Here is a 22,735-nt window from a genome sequence, read left to right as displayed (position 1 = left end):
CCCGACAAAACCGCTGTTCCCGCCGTCGAGCGGCCAAGTTGTCCACAACTCGACGCATCTGTGGACAACTGGCCGATCGAGCACCGAAAACGCCGTGCTCTCTACACCGACGCCTTGTTCAACGCCTCGACCTCATCCGCCGTCAGCTCCAACGACACCGAAGCCACCAGATCCGTCAACTGCTCCACTGTCCGAGCGCTGGCGATCGGCGCGGCGACCGTCGGCTGCACCCGCAGCCAAGCCAACGCCACCGCGGCGACGGAAGTCCCGTGCGCCGAGGCGATCGAGTCCAGCGCCGCCAGCACGCGTTCGCCGCGGTCGTCGAGGTAAGCGATGGCCCGCGGGGCGCGCGGGGAGTCGCCGGGCTCGTCGGCCGAGCGGTACTTGCCGGTGAGGAAACCCTTGGCCAGCGCGAAGTACGGCAGCGTCGACAGGCCCTCGCGGGAGACCGTGGGCGCCAGCGTCGTCTCGTAGTCCCGCTCGACCAGGTTGTAGTGCGGCTGAAGGGCGACGTACCGAGCGAAGCCCTCACGGTCCGAAATGGACAGTGCTTCGGCGAGCCGCGAGGCCGAGTAGTTCGACGCCGCGATGTAGCGGACCTTGCCCGCGCGCACGAGGGAGTCGAACGCCGCCAGCGTCTCCTCGAGCGGGGTGTCCTGGTCGTCCTTGTGTGCGTAGTACAGGTCGATGTGGTCGGTTTGCAAGCGCCGCAACGAGTCCTCGGCGGCGGCGGTGATGTTGGCGGCTGAGAGGCCCTGGCGTTCTTCCCACGCGCCGACCTTGGTGGCGATCACGAGGTCGTCGCGGCGGCCCCGCTTGGTGAGCCAGTTGCCGATGATCGTCTCGGAGCCGCCGCCACCGCCGTACACGTCGGCGGTGTCGAGGAAATTGCCGCCGGCTGAAGCGTAGGCGTCGAGGACCGCGTGGGAAGTCTCTTCGTCCGCGGTGAAGTTGAAGACGTTGCAGCCGAGGTTCAGGCCGTAGACGTCGAGGTCCGAGTTGCCGAGCTTGGTCATGCCACGAAACTACAACTCGGAACCCGGAAGAATCCGCCGGGAGATGGGCGTTGAGACGGATCATGGCTATCCAACTGGGCAGGATCGGCATCTGGCGTGGTGCCACGCAGACCAACGGCGAGCTCGCGGCGGAGGTGGAGAAGCTCGGCTACGGCGCACTGTGGCTCGGCGGTTCCCCCGGCGGTGACCTGGCGATCGTCGACGAGTTGCTCGACGCGACCGAGCACCTCACCATCGCGACGGGCATCGTCAACATCTGGGCCGACGCCCCCGAGTCGATCGCGAAGGCGTTCCACCGCATCGAGAAGAACCACCCCGGCCGGTTCCTCCTCGGCATCGGCGCGGGCCACCCCGAGGCCACGCAGGAGTACAAGAAGCCCTACGCGGCCCTCGTCGAATACCTCGACGCGCTCGACGCGGCGGGCGTGCCGAAGGAGTCGCGCGCGCTGGCGGCGCTCGGGCCGAAGGTGCTGAAGCTCTCGGGCGATCGCACGGCCGGCGCCCACCCGTACCTCACGACCCCCGAGCACACGCGCACCGCGCGCGAGATCCTCGGCGCCGGTCCGCTGATCGCGCCCGAGCACAAGGTGGTGTTCGACACCGACGTTGAAAAAGCCCGTGCGATCGGCCGCAAGACCGTGCAGTTCTACCTGCGCCTGTCGAACTACACGGCCAACCTGCGCAAGCTCGGCTTCACCGACGAAGACCTCGCCGGCGAGGGCAGCGACCGCCTCGTCGACGCGCTGGCCCTGCACGGCGACGCCCCGACCATCGCGGCGGGCGTGCGCGCGCACCTCGACGCGGGTGCCGACCACGTGAACATCCAGGTCCTGAACTCCGACCCGTTCCCGGCTTACCGGGCACTGGCGGCGGAGTTGTTCTGAATCGTTCCACGTGAGGATGTCCATAGGCGTCCCAAATGAGGTGGACCGGCCCACGCGGCCGGTCCACCTCGTACGATGCGGCTGAGAAGCCAGTCAGTTCCGAGGAGGAAACGATGCCCATCGCCACCCCCGAGGTCTACGCGGAGATGCTCGACCGGGCCAAGGCGAACGAGTTCGCCTACCCGGCCATCAACGTGACCTCGTCGGAGACCGTGAACGCCGCGATCCGCGGGTTCGCCGAGGCGGAGAGCGACGGGATCATCCAGTTCTCCACCGGCGGCGCGGAGTTCGCGTCCGGGCAGAAGGTGAAGGACATGGTCACCGGCGCGACCGCGCTGGCCGAGTTCGCCCAGGTCGTGGCGGCGAAGTACGACGTCAACGTCGCGCTCCACACCGACCACTGCCCGAAGGACAAGCTCGACGGTTTCGTCCGCCCGCTGATCGAGATCTCGGCCGAGCGCGTGAAGAACGGCCGCAACCCGCTGTTCCAGTCGCACATGTGGGACGGCTCCGCGATCGACCTCGACGAGAACCTGCAGATCGCGCAGGAGCTGCTCGCCAAGACGGCCGCGGCGAAGATCATCCTCGAGGTCGAGATCGGCGTCGTCGGCGGCGAGGAAGACGGCGTCGCCCACGACATCAACGAGAAGCTCTACACCGCCGAAGGCGACTTCCTGAAGACGATCGACGCCCTCGGCTCCGGCGAGAACGGCCGCTACCTGCTGGCCGCGACCTTCGGCAACGTGCACGGCGTCTACAAGCCGGGCAACGTCAAGCTCCGCCCGGACGTGCTCAAGGGCGGCCAGGAAGCCGCGGCCAAGAAGCTCGGCCTCGACGCCGGCGCCAAGCCCTTCGAACTCGTCTTCCACGGCGGCTCGGGCTCCCTGCCCGAGGAAATCCGCGAGGCGGTGACCTACGGCGTCGTGAAGATGAACGTCGACACCGACACGCAGTACGCCTTCACGCGCCCCATCGTGGACCACTTCTTCAAGAACTACGACGGCGTGCTGAAGATTGACGGCGAAGTGGGCAACAAGAAGGTCTACGACCCGCGTTCGTACCTGAAGGCCGCCGAGGGTGGCATGGCCGCCCGTGTGGTGGAGGCCTGCCAGGCACTGGGCTCGGCGGGCACGAAGGTCAAGTAAGGTTTGGGTTTCGACGAAGGGCCCTGCTCCCGCGGGGCCCTTCGTCGTTCTCAGACCTCGATGATTTCGACCAGGCTCTCCAGTCCACGGAAGTCTTTCGCATTGCGGGTGTACAGCGGCAGGCTTCGCGATGAAGCGATTGCTGCGATCATCAGGTCAAGTTTGCGTGCCCTCGAGTCCCGCTTTGCTGCGAGCGTGAGCGCGACCAGGCTGCCGTAGCGTGCAGCTGCTTCGGCATCGAAGGGCAGTGGGACGAAGTCGACGATCGCCGCTCCCACTTCCTCGGTGCGGGCGGCCCTCGAAGCCGCGTCTTTTGCCATCGCGATGCCTTGGTGCAGTTCGGCCATCGTCACCGTCGTGAGGAGCGGATAAGGCGGCAGTGTCGCCGGATCCAGGGTGTCGACCGTGAGGTACACGCAAGTGTCCAGCACTCCGGTCTCATGCCGATCAGCCACGCGCGCGTTCCCACGGGTCGTCGTCGCCGACTCGGTCTTCCCCGAAGAATTCATCCGCCTCGCGACGCAACTCGTCGGGGTCGACCCGTGGCATCCGCTTCCGCTTCTCCACTAGCTCGGCAGCGGTGATTCGGCGTCGCTGGATCACTGGGCGTACCTCGGCGACCTCAACACCATTGCGGGTCACGACGAAGATTTCACCGGCCTCGACGGCATCCATCACGGCGGCGGAGTGATTACGGAACTCCCGCTGGGTGATCACCTTCATAGTCCGAGAGTAGCCCATGTAGCACCACTAGCTACAGGGTCACCGTGTGTCGAGAGGTCCACCTGCGGGTCACCGGCTCAGCCGCAGCCCACAACACGAACACCCCCACCAGCGCCACGGCCACCGTCCAGTACGCCACCGGCGGCGCCGACTCCGTGGGCGCGTCCCCCAGGAACCACACCCGCAACTGCGACTGCAGCCACAACGCGCCGTACCCGAACGCCGACACCAGCAGCGCCCCGATCGCGGCCGTGGCGACGTGGCGGCCGGCGCCGATCGTGAAGGCCAGGTCCACCGCCAGCCCGACCGCCAACAGGTAGAACGGCACCGTCGACACCGGAAAACCCAGCCCCAGCAGCAGCGGCCACATCACGCAGCGGTAGCCCACGTAAGCACCCGCCACCGACAGCGCGGCCCAGCGGAAACGGAGGGTGTGGCGCGCAAGGGCGAGGATCAACGCCGTGACGCCGATGCCCCACAGCGGGTAGACCCACTCCGGGATCGGCATGGTGAAGTGCAGGATCGCGGTGCGGTCCACGGGGTGACCGATCTGGTTCGCCGCAAAACTGAGCAGCGACGGCTCGGCCTCCGGCGCTCCGCGTTCCCACGCGCGCAGGCCGAGGATGCCGTACTCCTGCTGGCCGTTGGGGAAGAACGTGTTCTCCAGGAAAAACCCCCACAGCGCGAGCAGCACGCCCGTGCGGAAGCGGCCCGGCGGCGCGAGGCGCACCCAGCCGAGCAGCACGCCGGCCTGCATGATGCCCGTGCCGAGGTACAGCATCATGTGCGACGGGCTCCACGCGGTGAGGTCGAGGCCGTTCACGCGGTGGTTGATCACGTCGAGCGGCGCCGCGACGAGGAACACCACGAGCCCCGTCTGCATCAGCCGCAGCGAGGGTTTGTCGCAGCCCAGGCCCGTGTAGCTGTGGATCGCGACGAGCACGATGATGATCACCGTGCCGACGGTGTTGATCAGGTGCGGGGGCGCCAGGTCGTCGCGCAGCCACTTGAAGTGCCACGACATGTCCCACGACGAGCCCAGCAGCTTGAACGCGAACGCCGCGAGCCACATCCCGTAGCAGAACCGCAGCACCCACGCGGGCGTCGGCTGCCCCGCCGCGCCGCGTTGCCAGTGCCGCTGGAAGAACAGCCGGGTCTTCCCGACCGGGCTCCGCGGGATCACGTCTACCTGCGTCATGCCGGACATCATTCCCGGCGCGCGGGCGGCGGTGGTGCGGAAGGTGGTAAACGGCTCGAAAACCAGGGTTCACCCCTACGGGTGGCGGATTTGCCTCGACGGTGTTCTTCACGGCAGGGTGTCGCGCCATGATGCCGAAACGCGTTGTCGCCGCTGTCGTCGTCGCCGCCCTCGTGCTGGCCGGCGGAGGCGTGCTGACGAGCCTGTTCCTCTGAGCACCCCCGGGCGCAGGCAGAATGTCGGCATGACGCACAACCTCCTTGGCCCCGAGCCGACGCTGCTGCCCGAGCACACCGCGGCCCAGGCCGCCCTCGACGCGGGCACCGACCCGTCGGCCGTCGCCGCCGAGCACCCCGACTTCAGCGCCGCGTGGGCCACGCTCGCCGAAAAGTCCCTCGCGGACGGCGAAACGGTCGCCGCCTACGCCTACGCGCGCACCGGCTACCACCGCGGCCTCGACCAGCTCCGCCGCGCCGGCTGGAAGGGCTTCGGCCCGGTGCCGTGGTCGCACCGGCCGAACCAGGGTTTCCTCCGCGCGCTGGCCGCGCTCGGCATCGCCGCGGGGCGGATCGGGGAGACGGAGGAGTACGAGCGCGTGAAGACGTTCCTCACGGAATCCGACCCGGCTGCCGCCGAAGCGACGGGACTGAAGTAGCCGAGGGATTGTGGTCTGCGGAGGGTTCTTCCGCAGACCGCAATCGCGGTCGGGCGCTTTCGCTTTGAGCCGGCGGCGTTCGTTCGGGTGATCTCCCGTGTGAACGTACGTGTGCCCAACTGGGTACGTTTTACCGTTGGTGAATGAAAACCACCGCCATGCTGACGCCCAGGGTTCGCACCTTGGGCGCATCTCTTCGAGCGGCGCGGCTTGGTGCGCATTACGGGGTTCGAGAACTCGCTCGGCGAGTGGGGATCAGCCCCTCGTTGGTGGTGCATTGGGAACTCGGCACGAGGGCGCCGACACCGGAGGATGTGTCCGGGTTGTTGGGCGCGCTCGGAGTTGTCGGTGACGAAAAGGAGCGGATTCTCAACCTGGCTCGCGGATCGGCCGAAGAAGGGTGGATTGCCTACGGCCGACCTGGCACTCCGAACCAGCTGCATTGTCTGGTCGCCTGCGAGCGGGCCGCGAAGGCGATGGTGGAGTGGTCGCCGCTGGGGATTCCTGGGTTGGTGCAAACCGCTGACTACACGCGGGCGCTGCTGGAGTCGACCGGTTTGGCGGCCGCTGAGGTCGAGCGACGGATCGCGGTCAGGATGGAGCGGCGGGAGCTCATTGTCGGCGCGGAACCGTTGCCGTTCGAGGCGCTGGTGGGAGAAGCGGCGTTGCGGGACACGCTGGGCAGTTCGGCCACCATGGCGGCTCAGCTGCGCGCACTCGCGAGTTTGTCCCTGCGGCCGACCATCACCATTCGCGTCGTGCCGTCGGGTATCGGCTGGCACCCCGGCCTCGCCGGGCGATTCATCCTCTACACCATTCGCGACTCGCGACCGGTGGTCTACTTCGAGCATTTGAGTTCGGGCGCCTTCGTGGCCGATGACTACGATGTGCAGCAGTACCGCGCGGCCATCGAGGGGATCCGCAAAGTCGCCCTGAGTGCGGCTGACTCCACCGCGCTGGCTACCCGGCTTACGGAGGAGATCGAAGAACGTGCTGGAGACCAACCCGGAGTGGCGCAAGAGTAGTTACAGCGACAAAGAAGGCGCCTGCGTCGAGGTCGCGCTCGATCGGACCGCTGTGCTGGTGCGGGACTCGAAAGCGCCAACCTTGCCCGGCCACACGTACCCCGCGTCCGCGTGGCAGGCCTTCCTTCGACACCTGCGTTGACGACCTTGGGTCATATGTCCTGAGAAGGGGAACTGTTGGCCCGAAGAGGAGCAGAGCCCGGCCCGCCGAGGGGGAGGTAGCCGGCCGGGCTCTGCGAGATCAGGCGGCGGCCAGTTGCGGGAGTGAGGCGGCCGACGACTCCGCGCCGATGACCCGGTTGCGGCCACCGTGCTTCGCCGCGTAGACGGCGGCGTCCGCGGAGGCCATGACTTCGTCGACGCTGGTGCCGTCGAGGGGGAACGACGCGACGCCGATCGAGGCCGTGCGCTCGGAGATCTCGACGGCCGCGCCTTCGTTGGTGTGCGTGGGGATCACGAGCTCACTGATGCGCCGGCGGATGCGCTCCGCGGTGATGATCGCGTCTTCCTTCGACGTGGAGGGCAGCAGCGCCACGAACTCCTCGCCGCCGAAGCGGCCGACCAGGTCGTGGGCGCGGGTCTCCTGCTTGACGACGGCGGCGACGGCCTTGAGCACGTCGTCGCCGGCGAGGTGGCCGAAGGTGTCGTTGATGGACTTGAAGTGGTCGAGGTCGATCATCAGCGCGCCGAAGCTGCCGTTCTCACGCTCGGCGCGGGAGACCTCGCGCTGCGCACCGTCCTGCCAGGTGGTGGCGTTGAGCAGCTGCGTCTTCTGGTCGGTGGTCGCGAGCTCCTCGAGGCGCTTGATCAGCACCGAGCGCTGCAGCACGTACAGCGGCAGGATGACCAGCACCGACAGCAGCGGCTGGTCGGTGAGCACCATCGTCAGGAGACCGCCGACGCACAGGATCGACGCCTCGAGGACGTTGTCGTCCATGGTGCCGAGGCAGGACGCGGGCGTCGCCTTGGCCGGGTCGGCGAGGTAGAGGCCGAGGCCGGTCAGCGCGGTGTTCACGAGGAAGTAGCCGACGGCGGCCGCGGCGACCATGGTCACACCCTGGCCACCCGCGAGGTGGCCGGCGAGCGCTGCGCCGAAACCGGACAGGGTCATCGTCGTCGCGTTCGCGGCGACGCGGTGGCCTTCACCCGGACGGGTGCCGTTCCAGCTGCGGAACGCGAGGTAGACGTAGATCACGACGGTCAAGGCGGTCACCAACTGCGGCGGCACGAGCAGCGCGGCGGGCAGCAGCCACACGGACGTAACGGTGATGTGGAAGCCCTGGCTCAGCATCCGCCGCTGGCGTTCGATGGTCCGGGTCACTTCGGTCTGGGCGATCGCCAGGCCCGCGAGCAGCGCGAACATGCCGAGCTGGCCCAGTGAGACGGAGATCAGGATCGTGCTCGCGATCGTCAGCGCGGCGGCCACCGCGATGCTCGTGAGCGTGGCGGCGATCCACTTTCGCGGCCGCGTCCACAGTGCCCAGCCCCTGACCGCGGCGACCAGGTTCTGTCCAGCCCGTTCCCCCGATGTGACCATTTTTCCCCCAAGCCCTTGCGCAGATGTCCGGTGACAATCTCCTCACGCACAGTTTCGGGCCGTTTGCCGCCTGTCCACAAGAGCCTTAGGTGTGTACATTTTTCCCGAACACGCCGGATGAAGGGTGACCAGCTATGCGCAGCAAGGAACAGTGACCGCGTAGCAGCACCGCAAGGTCGCGCAGGTCAGAGCCCACGCGCGGAGCATGTCAGGCATGCTCGGCGCGTGTGGCTTCCTCCGGCGTACCCGCAGCCGAGCGGCCGGCGAACGTCCGCTGCCACATGATCGTTAGCGGAATCGTAATCAAGATCCCGGCGAAGCCGAAGATTCCGACGGTCGTTTGGGCACTCACGTGGTCCGCGAGGACTCCGCCGATCAGGGGAACCACGCCCATCGTGGTCGTGAGACCGGTGTTGGACAGGCCCATCGTCTGCGCCCGCGACTCGTCGGGCACCGCAACCGTGAGCGAAGCCGTGGCCTGCAACAGGGCGATCGTGCCGAAACCGCCGGAGATCACGAACAGGATGATCGACGCGACCGGCCCGGGCTGCAGGAAACACAGCAGCAGCGGGATCGCGGCGAGCGCCGTCATCGGCCCGATCAGCTTCGGCCGCACCTCGGCCGGCACCCAGCGCGTGTAGATGAAGGTGAAGATCACACTGCCCACCGGGTCGGCTGCCAGCAGCAGGCCGATCACCTCGGGGCCACCGCCGGACGACGCCACGTACGGCGCCGCGATGCCCTCGTACACGGGCATCAGGCCGGCCAGCCACGTGAACAGCATCAGGGACCGCAGCGCCGACGTCGCGAAGCCGACCTTGCCGCCCGCGCTGAGCGACGCGAGGAACGGCTTGCGCTTCTCGCCGCTGGCGGCCGCCGGGCGCGCCTTCACGCCGAAGCGGATGAACAGCGCGGAAAGCACGAACGTGCCGGCGTCGAGCACCAGCGCCAGGCGCGGGTCGACCGCCAGCAGCAGCGCGCCGCCGCCGGCGAAGCCGACGAGCTGGGCCGATTGCACCGTCATGCTGCGGATGCCCATGCCGACCACGAACCGGTCGCCTTCGAGCACCTGGGGCAGCAGAGCCAGTTGCGACGCCTTGAACGGCGGGTTCAGCAGCGAGACGCACCCCACGAGCACGCACAGGAGCCAGAACGGCAGCCCGGGGATGGCCACCAGCAGGATCAGGCACGCGCGCGCGGAGTCGACCGCCACCATGACCGTGCGCCGGGAGAAGCGGTCGGCGATGCCGGTGAGGAAGATGCCGCCGAGCAGGGACGGGAAGAACGTGAGGGCGTACGTGAGGCCGGTGAGCGTGGCCGACTGCGTGGTGGCGTAGACCAGCACGGACAACGCGACGCGGGCCAGCTGGTCACCGGCGATCGACAGCAGCTCGCCGAACCACATCGCCCGGAACTCGGCGACCCCGAAGACCTCGCGGAACGTCACCCGTCCCGGTGCTGCCGTCATGCGTGCTTCTCCCCGACATTCGTGTGCGGACCGTGCCGCACGATGATCAGACGGTGACCTTAGGACCTCGTGGTCACGGGCCAATCACAAAACGTGAGTGGCCAAGGTCAGTGTCCCGTGACTGTTGGTGAATCTCTAGGTTCTTTCGCCGGTATCCAACGGGTCACGGCCAGTTCTCCGAGTGTCCAGACCATAGCGCCGACCACCGTCAAGATCACGAGGGTAGCGTGATGTGGCCTGCACCACACTCGACCGGATGCCAGTTCGTGTAGTGCAGGTGCACCGGTCCTCGCGCGATTCCGTTCTGTGGGAGCGCCACTTGCTGGCCGTCTCACGGCGTAGCTTCGAGTTCGTGGTCGATCACCCGACTTTCACGCTCGCCGTCGTGGGCGCCGGACCTCGCGGGGTCGGCGTCCTCGAACGGCTCTGCGCCAACGCTCCCGAGCTGCTCGGCGATCGGCGCTTCGTGGTGCACCTGATCGACCCGTTCCCCGTGGGCCCGGGCCGCGTGTGGCGCTACGAGCAGTCGCCGCTGCTGCGCATGAACTCGATGCCCGAGGACGTGACGATGTACACGGACGACTCGGTGCGCATGGCGGGGCCGGTGAAGCCCGGGCCGTCGCTCATCGAGTGGGCTCGCGCGGTGCGCGCGGGCACCGTTTTCCACCCCGTGCCCGACGACCTGCGCGCCGAGTTCGACGCGCTCGCGAGCACGGATTTCCCCACGCGGCGGCTGCAGAGCCTGTACCTGCGCTGGTTCTACGAGCAGGTGCTCGCCGAGCTGCCCGACGGGATCGAGGTCGTGGAGCACGCGAGCTCGGCCGTCGCGATCGACGACGGGCCGCCCCAGCGCGTGCAGCTGGCCGACGGCTCCGCGGTCACGGCCGACGCCGTGCTGCTGACCGTCGGCCACCTCGATGCGACGCCGGACCCGGCCGAGAGCGCGCTCGCCGGCTTCGCCGAGCGCCACGACCTCGCGTACTACCCGGCGGGCTACACTGCCGACGTCGACTACTCAGGCGTGCCGGCGGGTGAACCGGTGCTGGTGCGCGGCTTCGGGCTCGCGTTCGTGGACCTGATGCTGCTGCTCACCGAAGGCCGCGGCGGCCGGTTCGAGGACCTGCCGGGCGGCGGGCTGCGCTACCACCCGAGCGGCGCCGAGCCGGTGCTGCACGTCGGCTCGCGCCGTGGGGTGCCCTACCACGCCAAGACGGGCTACCGGCTGCGCGGGAAACCGTTGCAGCTGCCCAGGTTCTTCGATGCGTACGCGATCGAGAAGCTGTGCGCGAAGCCCGGGCAGATCGACTTCCGCGCCGACGTGTGGCCGTTGATCGCGAAGGAGCTCGCGTGGGCGTACTACACGGAGCTGTTCACCGGGCACGCCGACCGCGTGCGGATGGACTTCGCGGTGTTCGCCGACCGGTTCGCGGACCTCGACTGGGGCACGGCGGAACTGACGGCGCTCGTGGCCGCCGCGGTGCCGGCCGAGGAGGACCGGCTCGATCTGGAGCGGCTGGACCGCCCGTTCGGCGGCGCGCGCTTCGAGTCCGCGGAGGACTTCGGGAAGGCCGTGCGCGAGTACGTCGAAGCCGACCTCGCGCGGCGCGCGGACCAGCGGTTCAGCGCGGATCTCGGGGCGTTCATGGCGTTGTTGTCCGTGGTCGGGCAACTGCCGCCGTTGCTGATGTCGGGCCGGCTTTCGGCGGCCTCGCAGGTCGCCGACATGGACGGCTGGTTCCACGGCTTCTTCTCGTACTACGCGAGCGGCCCGCCGCCGCGTCGCCTGGAGGAACTGCTGGCGCTGGCCGACGCCGGGCTGGTTTCGTTCCTGGGCGCGGATCTGCGTGTGAGCACGGACGAGGCGGCCGGGGACTTCGCGGCGTCGAGCTCGAGCTTCCCCGACGTGGTGCGCGCCCGGACGTTGATCGAGGCCCGGCTGCCCGAAGCCAGCGTGCCGCGCGCGTTCGACGGCTTGCTCCGCCAGATGCGCGACGCCGGCACGCTCGCCGAGGAAACCGTGCCGGACGCGCTGGGCGACGACCGGCCGTCGGGCCGCATCGCCACGCGCATCACCGATTCACGCCTGCTCGACGCCGCCGGGACGCCGCACCCGCGCCGGTTCGCGATGGGCGTGCACACGAGCATCCGCTCGCCGGGTGCCTTCACCCGGCCGCGGACGAACGCGATCATGTTCCGGCAGAACGACGCTCTGGCAAGGGAACTGCTGACGCTGGAGCCGATCACTTCCTGACGGGGTACGCCTTCGGGTTGCCGTCGTCGTCCACGCCCACCCCGGCGTAACTGCTGACCAGAACCGGCGCCGCACCCACGTTGTCGGTGGCCCGGTCCTTGCCGGTCTTGGCGTCCAGCACGATCGGCTGGCCGCCCTGCGTTTTGCCGTACAGCGCGCCGTGCCAGGCGACGGTGACGCTCGGCGCGACGCGGTTCGCGGCCTGGTCCGGCAGGCTCCACAACTTGGCCGCCGTCTTGGCGTCGTAGCCGGTGAGCACGCCGTCTTCCTCGCACGTCAGCACGGATTGCTGGTCGTAGAGGCACTCACCGTAGGTTTGCGTGCCGAAGCCGTGCGCGCCTTCGACCTTGGTCTTCTCGGCGCCGGTGGCGGGGTCGAGGAACAGCAGGAAGGCGTGGCCGCTGCCGTAGTCGGTGCGGTTGGCCACGACGAGCGCCGGATCGGCCTGGATCATGGTGAGCCCGTAGGACTCGCGCGCGCCGATCCACTTCTGCTGCCCGGTGGTCAGGTCGAGCGCGGTGGCCTGGGTCATCGAGTCGTTCTCGGCCACGTTGAAGTCGGTGCCCACGAGGACGTCACCGTGGAGGCTGCCGGCCAGGTAGTCCTTGCGCTGCCACAGGGTTTTGCCGGTGGCCGGGTCGAGCGCGGCCGTGATGTGGTCATCGTCCTGGCTGTAGCTCGCGACCACGGCCTTGTCGGTGACGGCGACGACCTGCGTGGTCGCGTTCCCGGCGTCGGCGTACTGGTCGTCGGACACCTTGATGTCCGCCTGCCACGCCTTGGTGCCGCTGTTCTTGTCCGCGGCGACGACCGACAGCGTGATGTAGGCCGGGGTGGTGCCCTGCTCCGGCATGAGAACCGGAACGGCGCCGACCGCGAGCTTGTCGCCGACCGCGGGCGGGCGCGGGCCGGTCTCGTTCACGAACGGCGTGCTCTGGTTGTACGGGTCACCGGGCTTGCCGACGACCGGAACGGTCCACTTCTGCCGGCCGGTCAGCACGTCCACGGCGTTCAGGGCGGTCTGCGTGATGATGTAGGCGGTGCGGTCGCGCAAGGTCGTGAACGTCGACACGACGTTGCCGGCCACGTTGGCGCGCAGCGCCTCGGCGGGCAGGCCGACCCCGGCGCCGGTGTCGAACGCGGTGGGCGGGTCGGCGGTCGTGGCCGCCGGTTCGGTGGACGCGGGTTGCTGCGCCGCCGGAGCCGATCCGGACGGTACCGAAGCGGAGCCGTTGTTGGTGCCGCCCCCGCAGCCGGCGACCGTGATCGCCGTCCCCAAACACGCCACGATGACCAGAGTCCGTCGCATGGGCGTCTGCCTTCCCCCAAGGTCCACTGCTTCGACCGCCGCACCATAACCGAGCGGGTGCGCGCGATGTGCCAGTTCACACGAATGTGTCACTATTTCCTGATCAGCGGGCCGCACCGGCGAAGATCCGGCGGTGAAACCCACCTCGGTGTGACGATTCACCGGGCTTTCCGGTTCCGCCCCACCGGCGATCCGTTGTCGCTTACCCTCCGGGTGTTCTTCCTGATCCGAAAGGTGCCGCCATGTCCGCTCGCGCGCTGCTCGTCCTGACCACGGGTGCTGCCCTGCTGATCGCCGGATGCTCAGGTGCCAGCGTCGCCGGCTCGGCGGCCCCGGCTTCGTCGGCTCTCGCTTCATCAGGTCCGGCTTCTGCAGGCAGCTTGACTCCCCTGGCCACCTCGTCCGCACCGGCGTCGAGCTCGACGCAACCGGCCGGCTCCAGCGAGGCGCCGTCGGGTGGCTCGGAGCAGTCCGCCGCCGGAGCCATCGCGCGCTACGAGGCCTTCCTGCACGCCGTCGGCAAGGAAGATCTCGCCACGGCCTGCGAAATCGCGGGCCCGGCCGCGAAGAAGGCCGAGGACGAGGGCTGGGGCCCGTGTGAGCAGACGTTCCCGATCACGTTCCAGATGATCTCCGCCCAGCAGAAGGCAGCACTGCGCGGCGCGACCGTCGACAGCGGCCGGGTCACCGAAACGAGCTCGACGAAGGTCGAAATCCCGGCCACCGCCATCCGCGCCAGCGTCAAGTTCACCGACAGCGACATCGGCGACGCCACCATGGAATACCGCGGCGGCAAGTGGTTCGTCATCGACGACTGATCAGCCGGCCGACGGTCTTGGCCGCTGCGAACGGGTTGGGTGCGCGCGAGCATCTCGCAGCCGCGCGCGGCGGTGGCGGGGCTGGCACGGAAGCCGCCGGATCAGCCCAGGGGGCGGTGATGCTGGTGATCCCGAGCGCGGTGTGATTTCGCTGCTGCCGGTGGGGACGTGGCGTTGCCCGAGCACGATGGCGTTCTCGTGGGTGATCGCGGCGAGCAGGTGCACTCCGGCGCCACCGGTGCGGGCGAAGGTGCCGCGCAGGGATGTCCCGTCCACCGCGATCGCCGCCGGCAGCATGTCGGGATCGGGCTCTGCCCGGACGCGCCCGATCAGCCAGGCACTGATCACGTCATCGAGGACGTCACCGTCGAGTCGGCCGGTCACCCGGCGCACGGTGGCTTCATCGGGTGCGACGAACCGGTTGTGGCGGGAATCGAATCGCGCGCCCAGCGCGGCCAGCACATGCTGCGGGGCATCCGCGGCCCATTCGCCGATCGCGGCGAACGAGCGCGCTCCGGCCACACCGCTGCCGGAATGGGCTATGGACCTGCGTGAACTCCTGCGTCAGGTACCCGATCCACGAGACCGGCGTGGTATCCGCCATTCCGTGGCCTCGATCCTGGCCCTGGCCGCAGATATCCGTGTCCGGGGTGATACGCGGGGTCAAGCGATCAACAATGGTGGGGATCAGGCACGATGGCGCAGCGGGCACTGCTCTCTCAGACGATCATGGGACTTAGACACTCACATGATCAACCAGAGACCGTGCCCGCCCTGCAACCAGGCCACAAGACTTTGCCGGAACCCTGCCCTCCCTTGGGGGCTGCCCTGTTCCAGTTTACCGAGGTCAGGGGCTGGAAAACGGTGATCGAGAAATCTGTGGACAACTCGGGTTGGACGGGTCCGGGTGTGGACAACTTCCGGAAAACTGCGTGCCGAGTCTGATCTCGGCGTGGAAGCCGCGAAACCTCGGTGATCGGCTCTGCTCGGCAGCGATGGTCATCAACCGCCACCGCTGCTGGAGAAGTGGCGTGCTTTGTTGCGGCACAAGGCGAGGCCGTTTCCCAGAATGCGCACAAAGACACGGTCCGGTACCTGCTGGGAAAGATCGGAAAGCTGATCGGCCAGGACCGGGGTGGGTGTCTGCTGGAGTCGAGGATCGCGTTTCAGATCCTGGCTTTGGCGGGCCGGTGAGCTCCCAGGCGCCGGCGAACAGCACGAACAGCACGTGCCGCTCGCCGGCGCCCTACCGAGCGCAGCCGGTCGAAGAACGTTCCCCAGACCCCGGATCACTGCCGCGCCCGTGCCCCGAACCTCAGCAGCGGCCCAGCATGTCCGTCAGCGCCGACTTCTCCGCCGAGTTCACCGTGAGCTTGAACTTCGACTTCACCGCGACCCACATGCGCGCGTAGGTGCACCAGTAGCCGGTGGACGGCGGCTTCCACTGGTCCGGCGACTTGTCGCCCTTTGCCTGGTTGACGTTGTCCGTCACGGCGATCAGCTGGGGGTCGGAGAGGTCGTTGGCGTAGGCCTGGCGTTGCGCGGTGGTCCACGACGAAGCGCCGGTGCGCCAGGCGTCGGCCAAAGGCACCACGTGGTCGATGTCCACATCGGACGCCGCGGTCCAGGTGGCGCCGTCGTAGGGCGAGACCCACTTGCCGGAGGTGGCGGTGCAGCTGGAGTTGGTGACGACGTTCGTGCCGTCGCGCTTGAGGACGACCTCGCGCGTGTCGCAGTTGTTGCCCTGCTGGATCCAGTGCGGGAACTTGTCGCGGCTGTAGCCGGTGAGCGATCCGTCGGCCTTCACGGTGAGGCCGGCGAGCTCGCTCTTGGCCGTGGCGGCCGACGGGATGCCGGGCGGGGTCGCGTCGGCGATGCCGACCATCGTGCCGCCGAGCAGGGTCATGCCGACGAGGACCGTCAAGGAGTTGCGAACACTACGCGCTGTGGGCATGTTGCAGCCTCCGTGTCGAGTGTGGGACGGATTCACCATCGACCACGGAAGTGGCGCAAGCAACACTTACGGGTGACATGTAACAGACCTTCAGTGAACAGAAGGTGCTGTTAGGCCACCCGGCTTAGAACTAACGGATGAAACTGGTCACGGACGGATCAGGCGCAGATCCTCGGTGTGCCGGTACCAGGTCCGCTTGGTGACCTCACGTGGGTGCGCCACGCCGTCGCTCACGAGCGACAGCGTCGGCAGGCAGCCGAGCTGGAAGGCACGGCCGTGGAAAACCGCGGTGCGCTTCAGGAGCTTCCCGCGAGTCACCCGCGCGACGATGCCGTCGGCGTCGGAGGACACCTCCACGGCCGCCGCGGCGCCGTCGAAGGCGAGGTGCTCGTCGCAGTACGCTTGGCCCTGGAGGTTACGCAGAGTAGCGCGTCCGGCGAGTACGCCACCGGTGTCGTCGCGCACGAGGGGGACCACCGTGGCGTCGGCGTCGAGGGCGGTTTGCACGGCCTTGACCGGGTCGGTGGGCAGCCCCCACATCGCCGCGACGGCCGAACCCGGCTCGGTGGGCACGAACCCGACCGACACGCCCGACACCCGATCGGTACGCAACAACCGAACAAGCACCGCGGAGAGGTCGGCGTCGGTCCCAGCGACGATCAACCGCGAGTGTTTCCCCAGCAAGGGGTCGATTTCGGCCTTGCCGGGAAGCGCCGGGACGCGCACGATGGACACGTCGGCGAGGTCCGGGAACGAGTGCGGATCCTCACCGCAGGCCACCACGATTCCGCGCACCGCCGCGTCCTCCGTTACAGTCATGCACCGGCATTTCCCAGCGCCACCCCGTGTCCCATCGGGACACTTCCCTGCTATCGAACACCTGGAGTGTCACATGCCGGCGATCGTGCTGATCGGTGCCCAGTGGGGAGACGAAGGCAAGGGCAAGGCGACCGACCTGCTCGGTGACCGTGTGCAGTGGGTCGTCCGGTACCAGGGCGGCAACAACGCCGGCCACACCGTCGTCCTTCCCAACGGTGAGAACTTCGCCCTCCACCTCATCCCGTCCGGGATCCTCACGCCGGGGGTGACCAACGTCATCGGCAACGGTGTGGTGGTCGACCCGAGCGTGCTGCTGAAGGAGCTCGCGGGCCTGGAGGAGCGCGGCGTCGACACCGGCGGCCTGCGCATCTCGGCCGACGCGCACTTGATCATGCCGTACCACGTGGAGATCGACAAGGTCACCGAGCGCTACCTCGGCAGCCGCAAGATCGGTACCACCGGCCGCGGCATCGGGCCGTGCTACCAGGACAAGATCGCGCGCGTCGGCGTGCGGGTGCAGGACCTGCTGGACGAGAAGATCTTCCGCCAGAAGGTGGAAGCCGCGCTGGAGTTCAAGAACCAGGTTCTGGTGAAGGTCTACAACCGCAAGGCGCTCGACGCGAACCAGATCGCCGACGAGGTGCTCGCCGCCGGCGAGAAGTTCCAGCACCGCATCGCCGACACGCGCCTGCAGCTCAACCAGGCCCTCGAGCGCGGCGAAACCGTGCTGCTGGAGGGTTCGCAGGGCACGCTGCTCGACGTGGACCACGGCACGTACCCGTTCGTCACGTCGTCGAACCCGACGTCGGGCGGCGCGAGCGCGGGTTCGGGCATCGGCCCGGGCCGCATCACCACCGTGCTGGGCATCCTGAAGGCCTACACCACGCGCGTCGGCTCCGGCCCGTTCCCGACGGAGCTCGACGACGAGTCCGGCGAGTACCTGCGCAAGCAGGGCGGCGAGTTCGGCGTGACCACGGGCCGTTCGCGGCGCACCGGCTGGTTCGACGCCGTGATCGCCCGCTACGCCGTGCGCGTCAACGGCATCACCGACTACTTCCTCACCAAGCTCGACGTGCTCTCGGGCCTGGAGAAGGTGCCGGTGTGCGTCGGCTACGACGTGGACGGCCGGCGCACCCACGACATGCCGATGACGCAGACCGACGTGCACCACGCCGTGCCGGTGTACGAAGAGCTGCCGGGCTGGTTCGAGGACATCTCCGGCTGCCGCACCTTCGACGAGCTGCCGGCCAACGCGCGGTCCTATGTGGAGCGTCTGGAAGAGCTCTCCGGCGCGCGGATCTCGGCGATCGGCGTGGGGCCGGGCCGGGAGCAGACCATCGTGCGCCACGAGTTCGTCTGAGTCGATTCGCCGGTGTGAGGGCCTCTCGTGGGAGGCCCTCACACCGTGTCAACTCATACCGACGCGGTTCGTGAGCGTGTTGGTGGCGGAGAGCTCTTCGAGGTCCAGCTCCACGAGGACCTTGCGCAGCACCTCGTCGTCGAGGCGCCCGGCGCGGTTCTCGGCGATCATGGCCGCGCGCTGAGTGATCAGCAGCTCGCGGCGGGCTTTCGCGAACTTCGCTTGCGGGCTGGCGCTGCGTTCCTCGCCGGAGAGTGTGATCGCGGCTCGCGCGAAGCGGTAGCGGGTGTCGACGAGGCGTTCCAGGCGTTCCTGCAGCCGCGCCAGGCGTTCGGGTGGCAGGTCCACTGAGGACATCGCGGCCTGGGTGATCTCCTGCAGCCGCGCGTGCGCCGCCTTCCGCGCGACTTCCCGGGCGGCGAGTTCCTCGGCTTGGTCGCGTGCGGCTTCGTCCGGGTTCTGCACCTTGAGCAGCCGGATCAGCGGCGGCAGCGTGAGGCCCTGGACGAGCACTGTGCCGACGGCGACCGTGAAGGCGAACAGCTGGATCTCCGGACGCCCCGGCGTGCCGAGCGGCACGGCCGAAGCGGCGGCGAGCGTGACGACGCCGCGCATGCCCGTCCACGACACCACGGCCAGCGCCTGCCACGACGTCTTGTTCGTCGTCCGGCCGAACAGCCGCAGCGTTCTCGGCAGGTAACTCGACAGGAACACCGCGGGAATCCGCACGGCCATCGTCACGAGCAACACCACGATGGCGACGACGGCGAGCGTGCCGTTGTCGCGGGCCGCGCGATCGGCGCCGTCGAGCACGAACGGCAGCTGCAGGCCCATCAACGCGAACACCAGCGCTTCGAGCAGCACGTCGATCGACGTCCACACGGACCGGTCCTGCATCCGCGTCGCCGGGGAGGCGCGCAGCGAGCGTTGCCCGAGGTAGAGGCCGGCCGTGACCACGGCGAGCACGCCGGAGCCGCTGAACTCGGCGCCGAAGGGGTGCAGATGCTCTGCCGTCACGTAGGCCGCGAACGGCACGATGATCCCGAACGCCGACTCCAGCAGCGGATCGTCGAGCCGCGAGCGGATGAACACCACCACGAACCCGGCGACGAGACCCACGGCGATGCCGAGCACCGTCGCCACCGCGAACACGCCCACGCCGTGGCCGATCGACCCGGCCGTGCCCGCGACAGCGGCGAGCGCGACCTTGTACAGCGTGAGCGCGGCGGCGTCGTTGACCAGGCTCTCTCCGGTCAACACGGTCATGATCCCGCGCGGCAGGCCGAGCTTGCGTGCGATCGCCACGGCGGTGACCGCGTCCGGCGGCGCCACCACGGCCCCGAGCACCAGCGCCGACGCGAGCGGCAGGTCGGGCAGCAGCAGGTGCACCACGAACGCGACGACCACCGCAGTGACCACGACCAGCACCACACCCAGCGCGATGATCGGGCGCAGGTTCGCGCGGAAGTGCGTGAGCGAGCTGTCGAGCGACGTCGAGTAGAGCAACGGCGGCAGCACCACCGTGAGGATCAGCTCGGGTTCCAGCTCGATGCGCGGCACCCCGGGGATCAGCGCGACCCCCAGCGCGACCACGACGATCAGCAGCGGCGCAGAGAAATTGTAGCGCCGGGCGAGCGCGGTCAGGCCGAGCGAGCCGGTGAGCACGCCGACCAGCGTGAGGGTCTCCATGTCCGCATCTTGACCCACCCCGTGATCAGGGGCAGCTCGTGTCTCGCTCTGGCAGGTGACCTTCGAGCGCAAATCCGCTACGCGGCCCACGGTGCACGGGTTGGTACCGCCTGCGGGTGAGCCCGGGGTTATCCCAGTTCCTTGAGCTCCCGTTCCACCGCTTCCAGTTCCGCCGCCGAGCCCTGCACCTTCGGGCCGGTGAACCACTTGCGCGCCGAGACCACCCACCACAGCGCGGCGCCGCCGAGGACGATCAGGAAGGCGACGGGCGTGTAGTTGAACGAGTCGCCGGTGATCGGGAAGGCCTGGGGCAGCATGAAGAGCACGAAGATCACCACGACCCACGCCGTGGCGATGATGCCGATCGGCTTGCCCCAGCGGCCGAGGTGCCACGGGCCTTTTTCGAAGCTGTCGCCGCGGCGCACGCGAAGGAACACGGGGATCACGTACGCGACGTACAGCCCGACGGTCGCGATCGACGTGACCGCCGCGTACGCCGTGGCGCTCCACAGGTACGGCAGCGCCAGGATCAGCGCGCCGCCCGCGGCGAGCCACACGGCGTTGGTCGGGGTTTGCGTGCGCTTGTTGATGCGGTGCCAGATCTTCGAGCCGGGGATGGCGCCGTCGCGGGCGAAGGCGTAGATCATGCGCGAGTTGGCCGTGACGGAGGCCATGCCGCAGAACAGCTGCGCGCCGATGCAGATCAGCAGCAGGAACTTGCCCGTGACCGCGCCGGTGGCGTCGATGAAGATCTGCGCCGGCGGCACGCCCGTGGCCGATCCGACGGCACCGTCGTAGTCCTGAATCGCGAACGTGAGGCCGATCAACAGCACCCACCCCGCGACGAGCGACACCAGGATCGAGTTGATGATCCCGCGCGGCCCGGCCTTCGCCGCGTTTTTCGTCTCCTCGGTCATGTGCGCCGACGCGTCGTACCCGGTCAGCGTGTACTGCGCCAGCAACAGCCCCAGCGCGAACACGTACACCGACGAGCCCCAGCCGGTCTCGTTGGCGAAGTGGCCGAACACGAACGACGCTTCCTGGTGCTTCGCCGGCACGAACACGAGCACGCCCACGATCACCAGCACCCCGATCAGGTGCCACCACACGCTCACGCTGTTGAGCAACGCCACCACGCGCACGCCGAACGTGTTCAGCGCGCCGTGCACCACCAGGATGATCGCGAGCAGCAGGATCGTGTGCCCCGGCGTCGCCGAGTAACCCCACTGCAGGTCGAGGAACGCGTTCAGGAACAACGCCGCCCCGAAGTCGATGCCGGCCGTGACCGCGATCTGGCCGATGAGGTTGAACCACCCCGTGAACCACGACCACGCGGGCCCGTTGCGCGTCGCCAGCTTCGCGGCCCAGTAGTACAGGCCACCCGCCGTGGGGTAGCTCGAGCACACCTCCGCCATGCCGAGCCCCACGAGGATCACGAACAGCCCGACGAGCGGCCACCCCCAGATCATCGCGACCGGTCCACCGGTTTTCATGCCGAACCCGTACAGCGTCAGGCACCCCGACAGGATCGAGATGATCGTGAACGACACCGCGAAGTTCGAGAACGACGACATCGTTCGCTTGAGCTCTTGCGCATACCCCAGCGCGTGCAACCGGGCGCTGTCCTCGTCGTGGTGATCGGGCTGGGCGGTCTGCTGGTCGGAGACATCCATCGGGCACCCCACCTGAAAGGTATGTGTACAGACCTTTGAAGTTCCGGAGAAGCTAGCCCGGGTCCGCGAGGGGTGTCAAGGTTCCGTCATGAACCTCAGCCGTGCGCGCCCGACGTTCACACGCCCGCCGGATTCCTCGGCGGTCCGTGGTCTCGACCAACCCCGTCAAGCCATCTGTTCCCCTTCCAGCCAGCGGGTCAGTGGCCACGCACCCTCCGAAGTGTTGGAAGCAACCGTGAACACCAGTCCGTCCGCCGGGTGCGAGACGCTGCGGAACGAGACGCCGTAGTCGTAGCCCTCCAGCATCACGGTGTCGCCGCGGGCGGGCAGCCAGAAGCCGAGGCCGTAGCGGTGCCGTTCGCGCGTGTCGGTCTCCGCGCTGACCGCGGCGGTCATCCGCGCGACCCACTCCGGTGGCACCAGCCGCCCGGCGTGGAAAGCGCGCCAGAAGGCCGTGAAGTCGCCGGCCGTGCAGTAGAGTCCGCCGTCGCCGCTGCCGACCACGGGGAGGCTGAAAACGTTGGTGTGGCCGTCTTCCAGGTAGCCCGTGGCCGCATCGCCGGGCAACGCATCGGAGCGCAGGAACGCGGACCCCATGCCCGCCGGATCGGTGACCCGGGTGCGCACCAAGTCGGCGAACGGCAAGCCCGCCGCTCGTTCGGCCACCAGAGCCAGCACCGCGAACCCGCCGTTGTTGTACGCGAACGCGGAACCCGGCGCGAACCGTTGCGGAAACCCTTCCAGTACAGGCAAATACGCGGCCGCGGACGTCAAGACCTGCGGATGCGGAGGCGGCGACTCGTCGTCTTCGGAGCAGTAGTCGCCGATGCCGCTGCGGTGGGAGAGCAGGTGCTCCACCGTCACCGCGCCGTCGATCAACGGCAGGCCCACACCCAGCAATGACCGCACCCGCGTGCTCAACGACAGCAACCCGTCGACGATCAAGCTCACCACGACCAGCGCGGTGAACCCCTTGGTACCACTGGCGATTCCGAACCGCGTGTCCACAGTGTTCGGTACGCCGTACCCGCGGTGCGCCAGGCCGTACGCACGCGCGAGCACCGTTTCCCCACCTCGGCTGACGGACACGACACCGGAAAACCCGGTTTCGCCTGCCAGCCGGTCGATCTCCTCCTCGAGAACCATGGGAACAACGGTAGGAACCGGGACCGACAAAAAACAGCGGGCCCGTCCACCAAAGGGTGAACGGG

At 68.5% G+C, this 22,735-nt stretch carries 21 protein-coding genes; 8 read left to right on the top strand and 13 right to left on the bottom strand.

What is annotated here, in order from left to right:
* Positions 1-101: 101 nt before the first annotated feature.
* A complete protein-coding gene (locus ACWEOE_RS00895) occupies positions 102-1,016 on the bottom strand; it encodes an aldo/keto reductase (RefSeq protein WP_452002049.1) in 915 nt (304 codons plus the stop codon).
* 62 nt (positions 1,017-1,078) lie between these two features.
* Here ACWEOE_RS00895 and ACWEOE_RS00890 point away from each other — a divergent pair, with 62 nt between their 5' ends.
* Positions 1,079-1,900: an LLM class F420-dependent oxidoreductase gene (locus ACWEOE_RS00890; protein ID WP_452002046.1), complete on the top strand. Its 822-nt coding sequence runs from the start codon at positions 1,079-1,081 to the stop codon at positions 1,898-1,900.
* A 113-nt stretch (positions 1,901-2,013) separates the two neighbouring features.
* The gene (gene fbaA / locus ACWEOE_RS00885) at positions 2,014-3,045 is read left to right on the top strand and encodes a class II fructose-bisphosphate aldolase (RefSeq protein WP_452002043.1); all 1,032 of its coding nucleotides are present in this window, start codon (positions 2,014-2,016) and stop codon (positions 3,043-3,045) included.
* 50 nt (positions 3,046-3,095) lie between these two features.
* Here the strand turns inward: fbaA and ACWEOE_RS00880 are convergent, their stop codons facing one another.
* From ACWEOE_RS00880 to ACWEOE_RS00870, 3 genes are read right to left on the bottom strand one after another with little or no spacing between them, the layout of a single operon-like run.
* Positions 3,096-3,461 (bottom strand): type II toxin-antitoxin system VapC family toxin, encoded by a 366-nt coding sequence (locus tag ACWEOE_RS00880; RefSeq protein ID WP_452002040.1) that lies wholly within the window; start codon positions 3,459-3,461, stop codon positions 3,096-3,098.
* Between the two features lie 31 nt (positions 3,462-3,492).
* Positions 3,493-3,768 carry a type II toxin-antitoxin system Phd/YefM family antitoxin gene (locus ACWEOE_RS00875; RefSeq protein ID WP_452002037.1) on the bottom strand — a complete coding sequence of 92 codons (276 nt, stop codon included), beginning with the start codon at positions 3,766-3,768 and terminating at the stop codon, positions 3,493-3,495.
* A 31-nt stretch (positions 3,769-3,799) separates the two neighbouring features.
* Entirely contained in the window at positions 3,800-4,978 is a 1,179-nt protein-coding gene (locus ACWEOE_RS00870) for a hypothetical protein (RefSeq protein ID WP_452002035.1), read from the bottom strand.
* Between the two features lie 232 nt (positions 4,979-5,210).
* On the opposite strand from ACWEOE_RS00870, the gene ACWEOE_RS00865 reads away from it, so the two are divergent.
* From ACWEOE_RS00865 to ACWEOE_RS00855, 3 genes are all read left to right on the top strand, one after another.
* The gene (locus ACWEOE_RS00865) at positions 5,211-5,621 is read left to right on the top strand and encodes a DUF3151 domain-containing protein (protein WP_452002033.1); all 411 of its coding nucleotides are present in this window, start codon (positions 5,211-5,213) and stop codon (positions 5,619-5,621) included.
* A gap of 143 nt (positions 5,622-5,764) precedes the next feature.
* Entirely contained in the window at positions 5,765-6,646 is an 882-nt protein-coding gene (locus ACWEOE_RS00860; protein ID WP_452002031.1) for a helix-turn-helix domain-containing protein, read from the top strand.
* Positions 6,558-6,788 (top strand): DUF397 domain-containing protein, encoded by a 231-nt coding sequence (locus ACWEOE_RS00855; protein WP_452002028.1) that lies wholly within the window; start codon positions 6,558-6,560, stop codon positions 6,786-6,788. Before ACWEOE_RS00860 ends, ACWEOE_RS00855 begins: the two co-directional genes overlap by 89 nt.
* Positions 6,789-6,887: 99 nt before the next feature.
* Here ACWEOE_RS00855 and ACWEOE_RS00850 read toward each other — a convergent pair whose 3' ends face one another.
* On the bottom strand, positions 6,888-8,183 hold the full coding sequence (locus ACWEOE_RS00850) for a GGDEF domain-containing protein (protein WP_452002026.1): 1,296 nt from the start codon (positions 8,181-8,183) through the stop codon (positions 6,888-6,890).
* Between the two features lie 208 nt (positions 8,184-8,391).
* Positions 8,392-9,651: an MFS transporter gene (locus ACWEOE_RS00845; protein ID WP_452002023.1), complete on the bottom strand. Its 1,260-nt coding sequence runs from the start codon at positions 9,649-9,651 to the stop codon at positions 8,392-8,394.
* Positions 9,652-10,003: 352 nt separating this feature from the next.
* On the opposite strand from ACWEOE_RS00845, the gene ACWEOE_RS00840 reads away from it, so the two are divergent.
* On the top strand, positions 10,004-11,902 hold the full coding sequence (locus ACWEOE_RS00840) for an FAD/NAD(P)-binding protein (RefSeq protein WP_452003290.1): 1,899 nt from the start codon (positions 10,004-10,006) through the stop codon (positions 11,900-11,902).
* Here ACWEOE_RS00840 and ACWEOE_RS00835 read toward each other — a convergent pair.
* Positions 11,892-13,211: an outer membrane protein assembly factor BamB family protein gene (locus ACWEOE_RS00835; RefSeq protein WP_452002020.1), complete on the bottom strand. Its 1,320-nt coding sequence runs from the start codon at positions 13,209-13,211 to the stop codon at positions 11,892-11,894. The two genes, ACWEOE_RS00840 and ACWEOE_RS00835, sit on opposite strands and share 11 nt — an antisense overlap.
* Positions 13,212-13,453: 242 nt before the next feature.
* On the opposite strand from ACWEOE_RS00835, the gene ACWEOE_RS00830 reads away from it, so the two are divergent.
* A complete protein-coding gene (locus tag ACWEOE_RS00830) occupies positions 13,454-14,029 on the top strand; it encodes a hypothetical protein (protein ID WP_452002018.1) in 576 nt (191 codons plus the stop codon).
* On the opposite strand, the gene ACWEOE_RS00825 is transcribed toward ACWEOE_RS00830, so the two are convergent.
* The 3 genes from ACWEOE_RS00825 to ACWEOE_RS00815 form a co-directional block, all read right to left on the bottom strand.
* Complete coding sequence (locus ACWEOE_RS00825) at positions 14,030-14,551, bottom strand: hypothetical protein (protein ID WP_452002015.1); 522 nt, start codon at positions 14,549-14,551, stop codon at positions 14,030-14,032. It lies immediately after the preceding gene.
* A gap of 793 nt (positions 14,552-15,344) precedes the next feature.
* Positions 15,345-15,983, bottom strand: a complete 639-nt coding sequence (locus tag ACWEOE_RS00820) for an HNH endonuclease family protein (protein ID WP_452002012.1) — start codon at positions 15,981-15,983, stop codon at positions 15,345-15,347.
* A gap of 147 nt (positions 15,984-16,130) precedes the next feature.
* Positions 16,131-16,802: a hypothetical protein gene (locus ACWEOE_RS00815; RefSeq protein ID WP_452002009.1), complete on the bottom strand. Its 672-nt coding sequence runs from the start codon at positions 16,800-16,802 to the stop codon at positions 16,131-16,133.
* Between the two features lie 73 nt (positions 16,803-16,875).
* Between ACWEOE_RS00815 and ACWEOE_RS00810 the strand changes: the two genes are divergently transcribed.
* Positions 16,876-18,162, top strand: a complete 1,287-nt coding sequence (locus tag ACWEOE_RS00810; protein ID WP_452002006.1) for an adenylosuccinate synthase — start codon at positions 16,876-16,878, stop codon at positions 18,160-18,162.
* A gap of 48 nt (positions 18,163-18,210) precedes the next feature.
* Here the strand turns inward: ACWEOE_RS00810 and ACWEOE_RS00805 are convergent, their stop codons facing one another.
* The 3 genes from ACWEOE_RS00805 to ACWEOE_RS00795 form a co-directional block, all read right to left on the bottom strand.
* The gene (locus ACWEOE_RS00805; protein ID WP_452002004.1) at positions 18,211-19,851 is read right to left on the bottom strand and encodes a Na+/H+ antiporter; all 1,641 of its coding nucleotides are present in this window, start codon (positions 19,849-19,851) and stop codon (positions 18,211-18,213) included.
* Between the two features lie 128 nt (positions 19,852-19,979).
* Complete coding sequence (locus tag ACWEOE_RS00800; protein ID WP_452002001.1) at positions 19,980-21,524, bottom strand: amino acid permease; 1,545 nt, start codon at positions 21,522-21,524, stop codon at positions 19,980-19,982.
* Positions 21,525-21,689: 165 nt separating this feature from the next.
* The gene (locus tag ACWEOE_RS00795) at positions 21,690-22,670 is read right to left on the bottom strand and encodes a serine hydrolase domain-containing protein (RefSeq protein ID WP_452001999.1); all 981 of its coding nucleotides are present in this window, start codon (positions 22,668-22,670) and stop codon (positions 21,690-21,692) included.
* Positions 22,671-22,735 lie beyond the last annotated feature (65 nt).

This window comes from Amycolatopsis sp. NPDC004368, from assembly GCF_053602515.1.
Note: the sequence above shows the minus strand (reverse complement) of the source record. Positions and strands in the feature narration are given on the sequence as shown.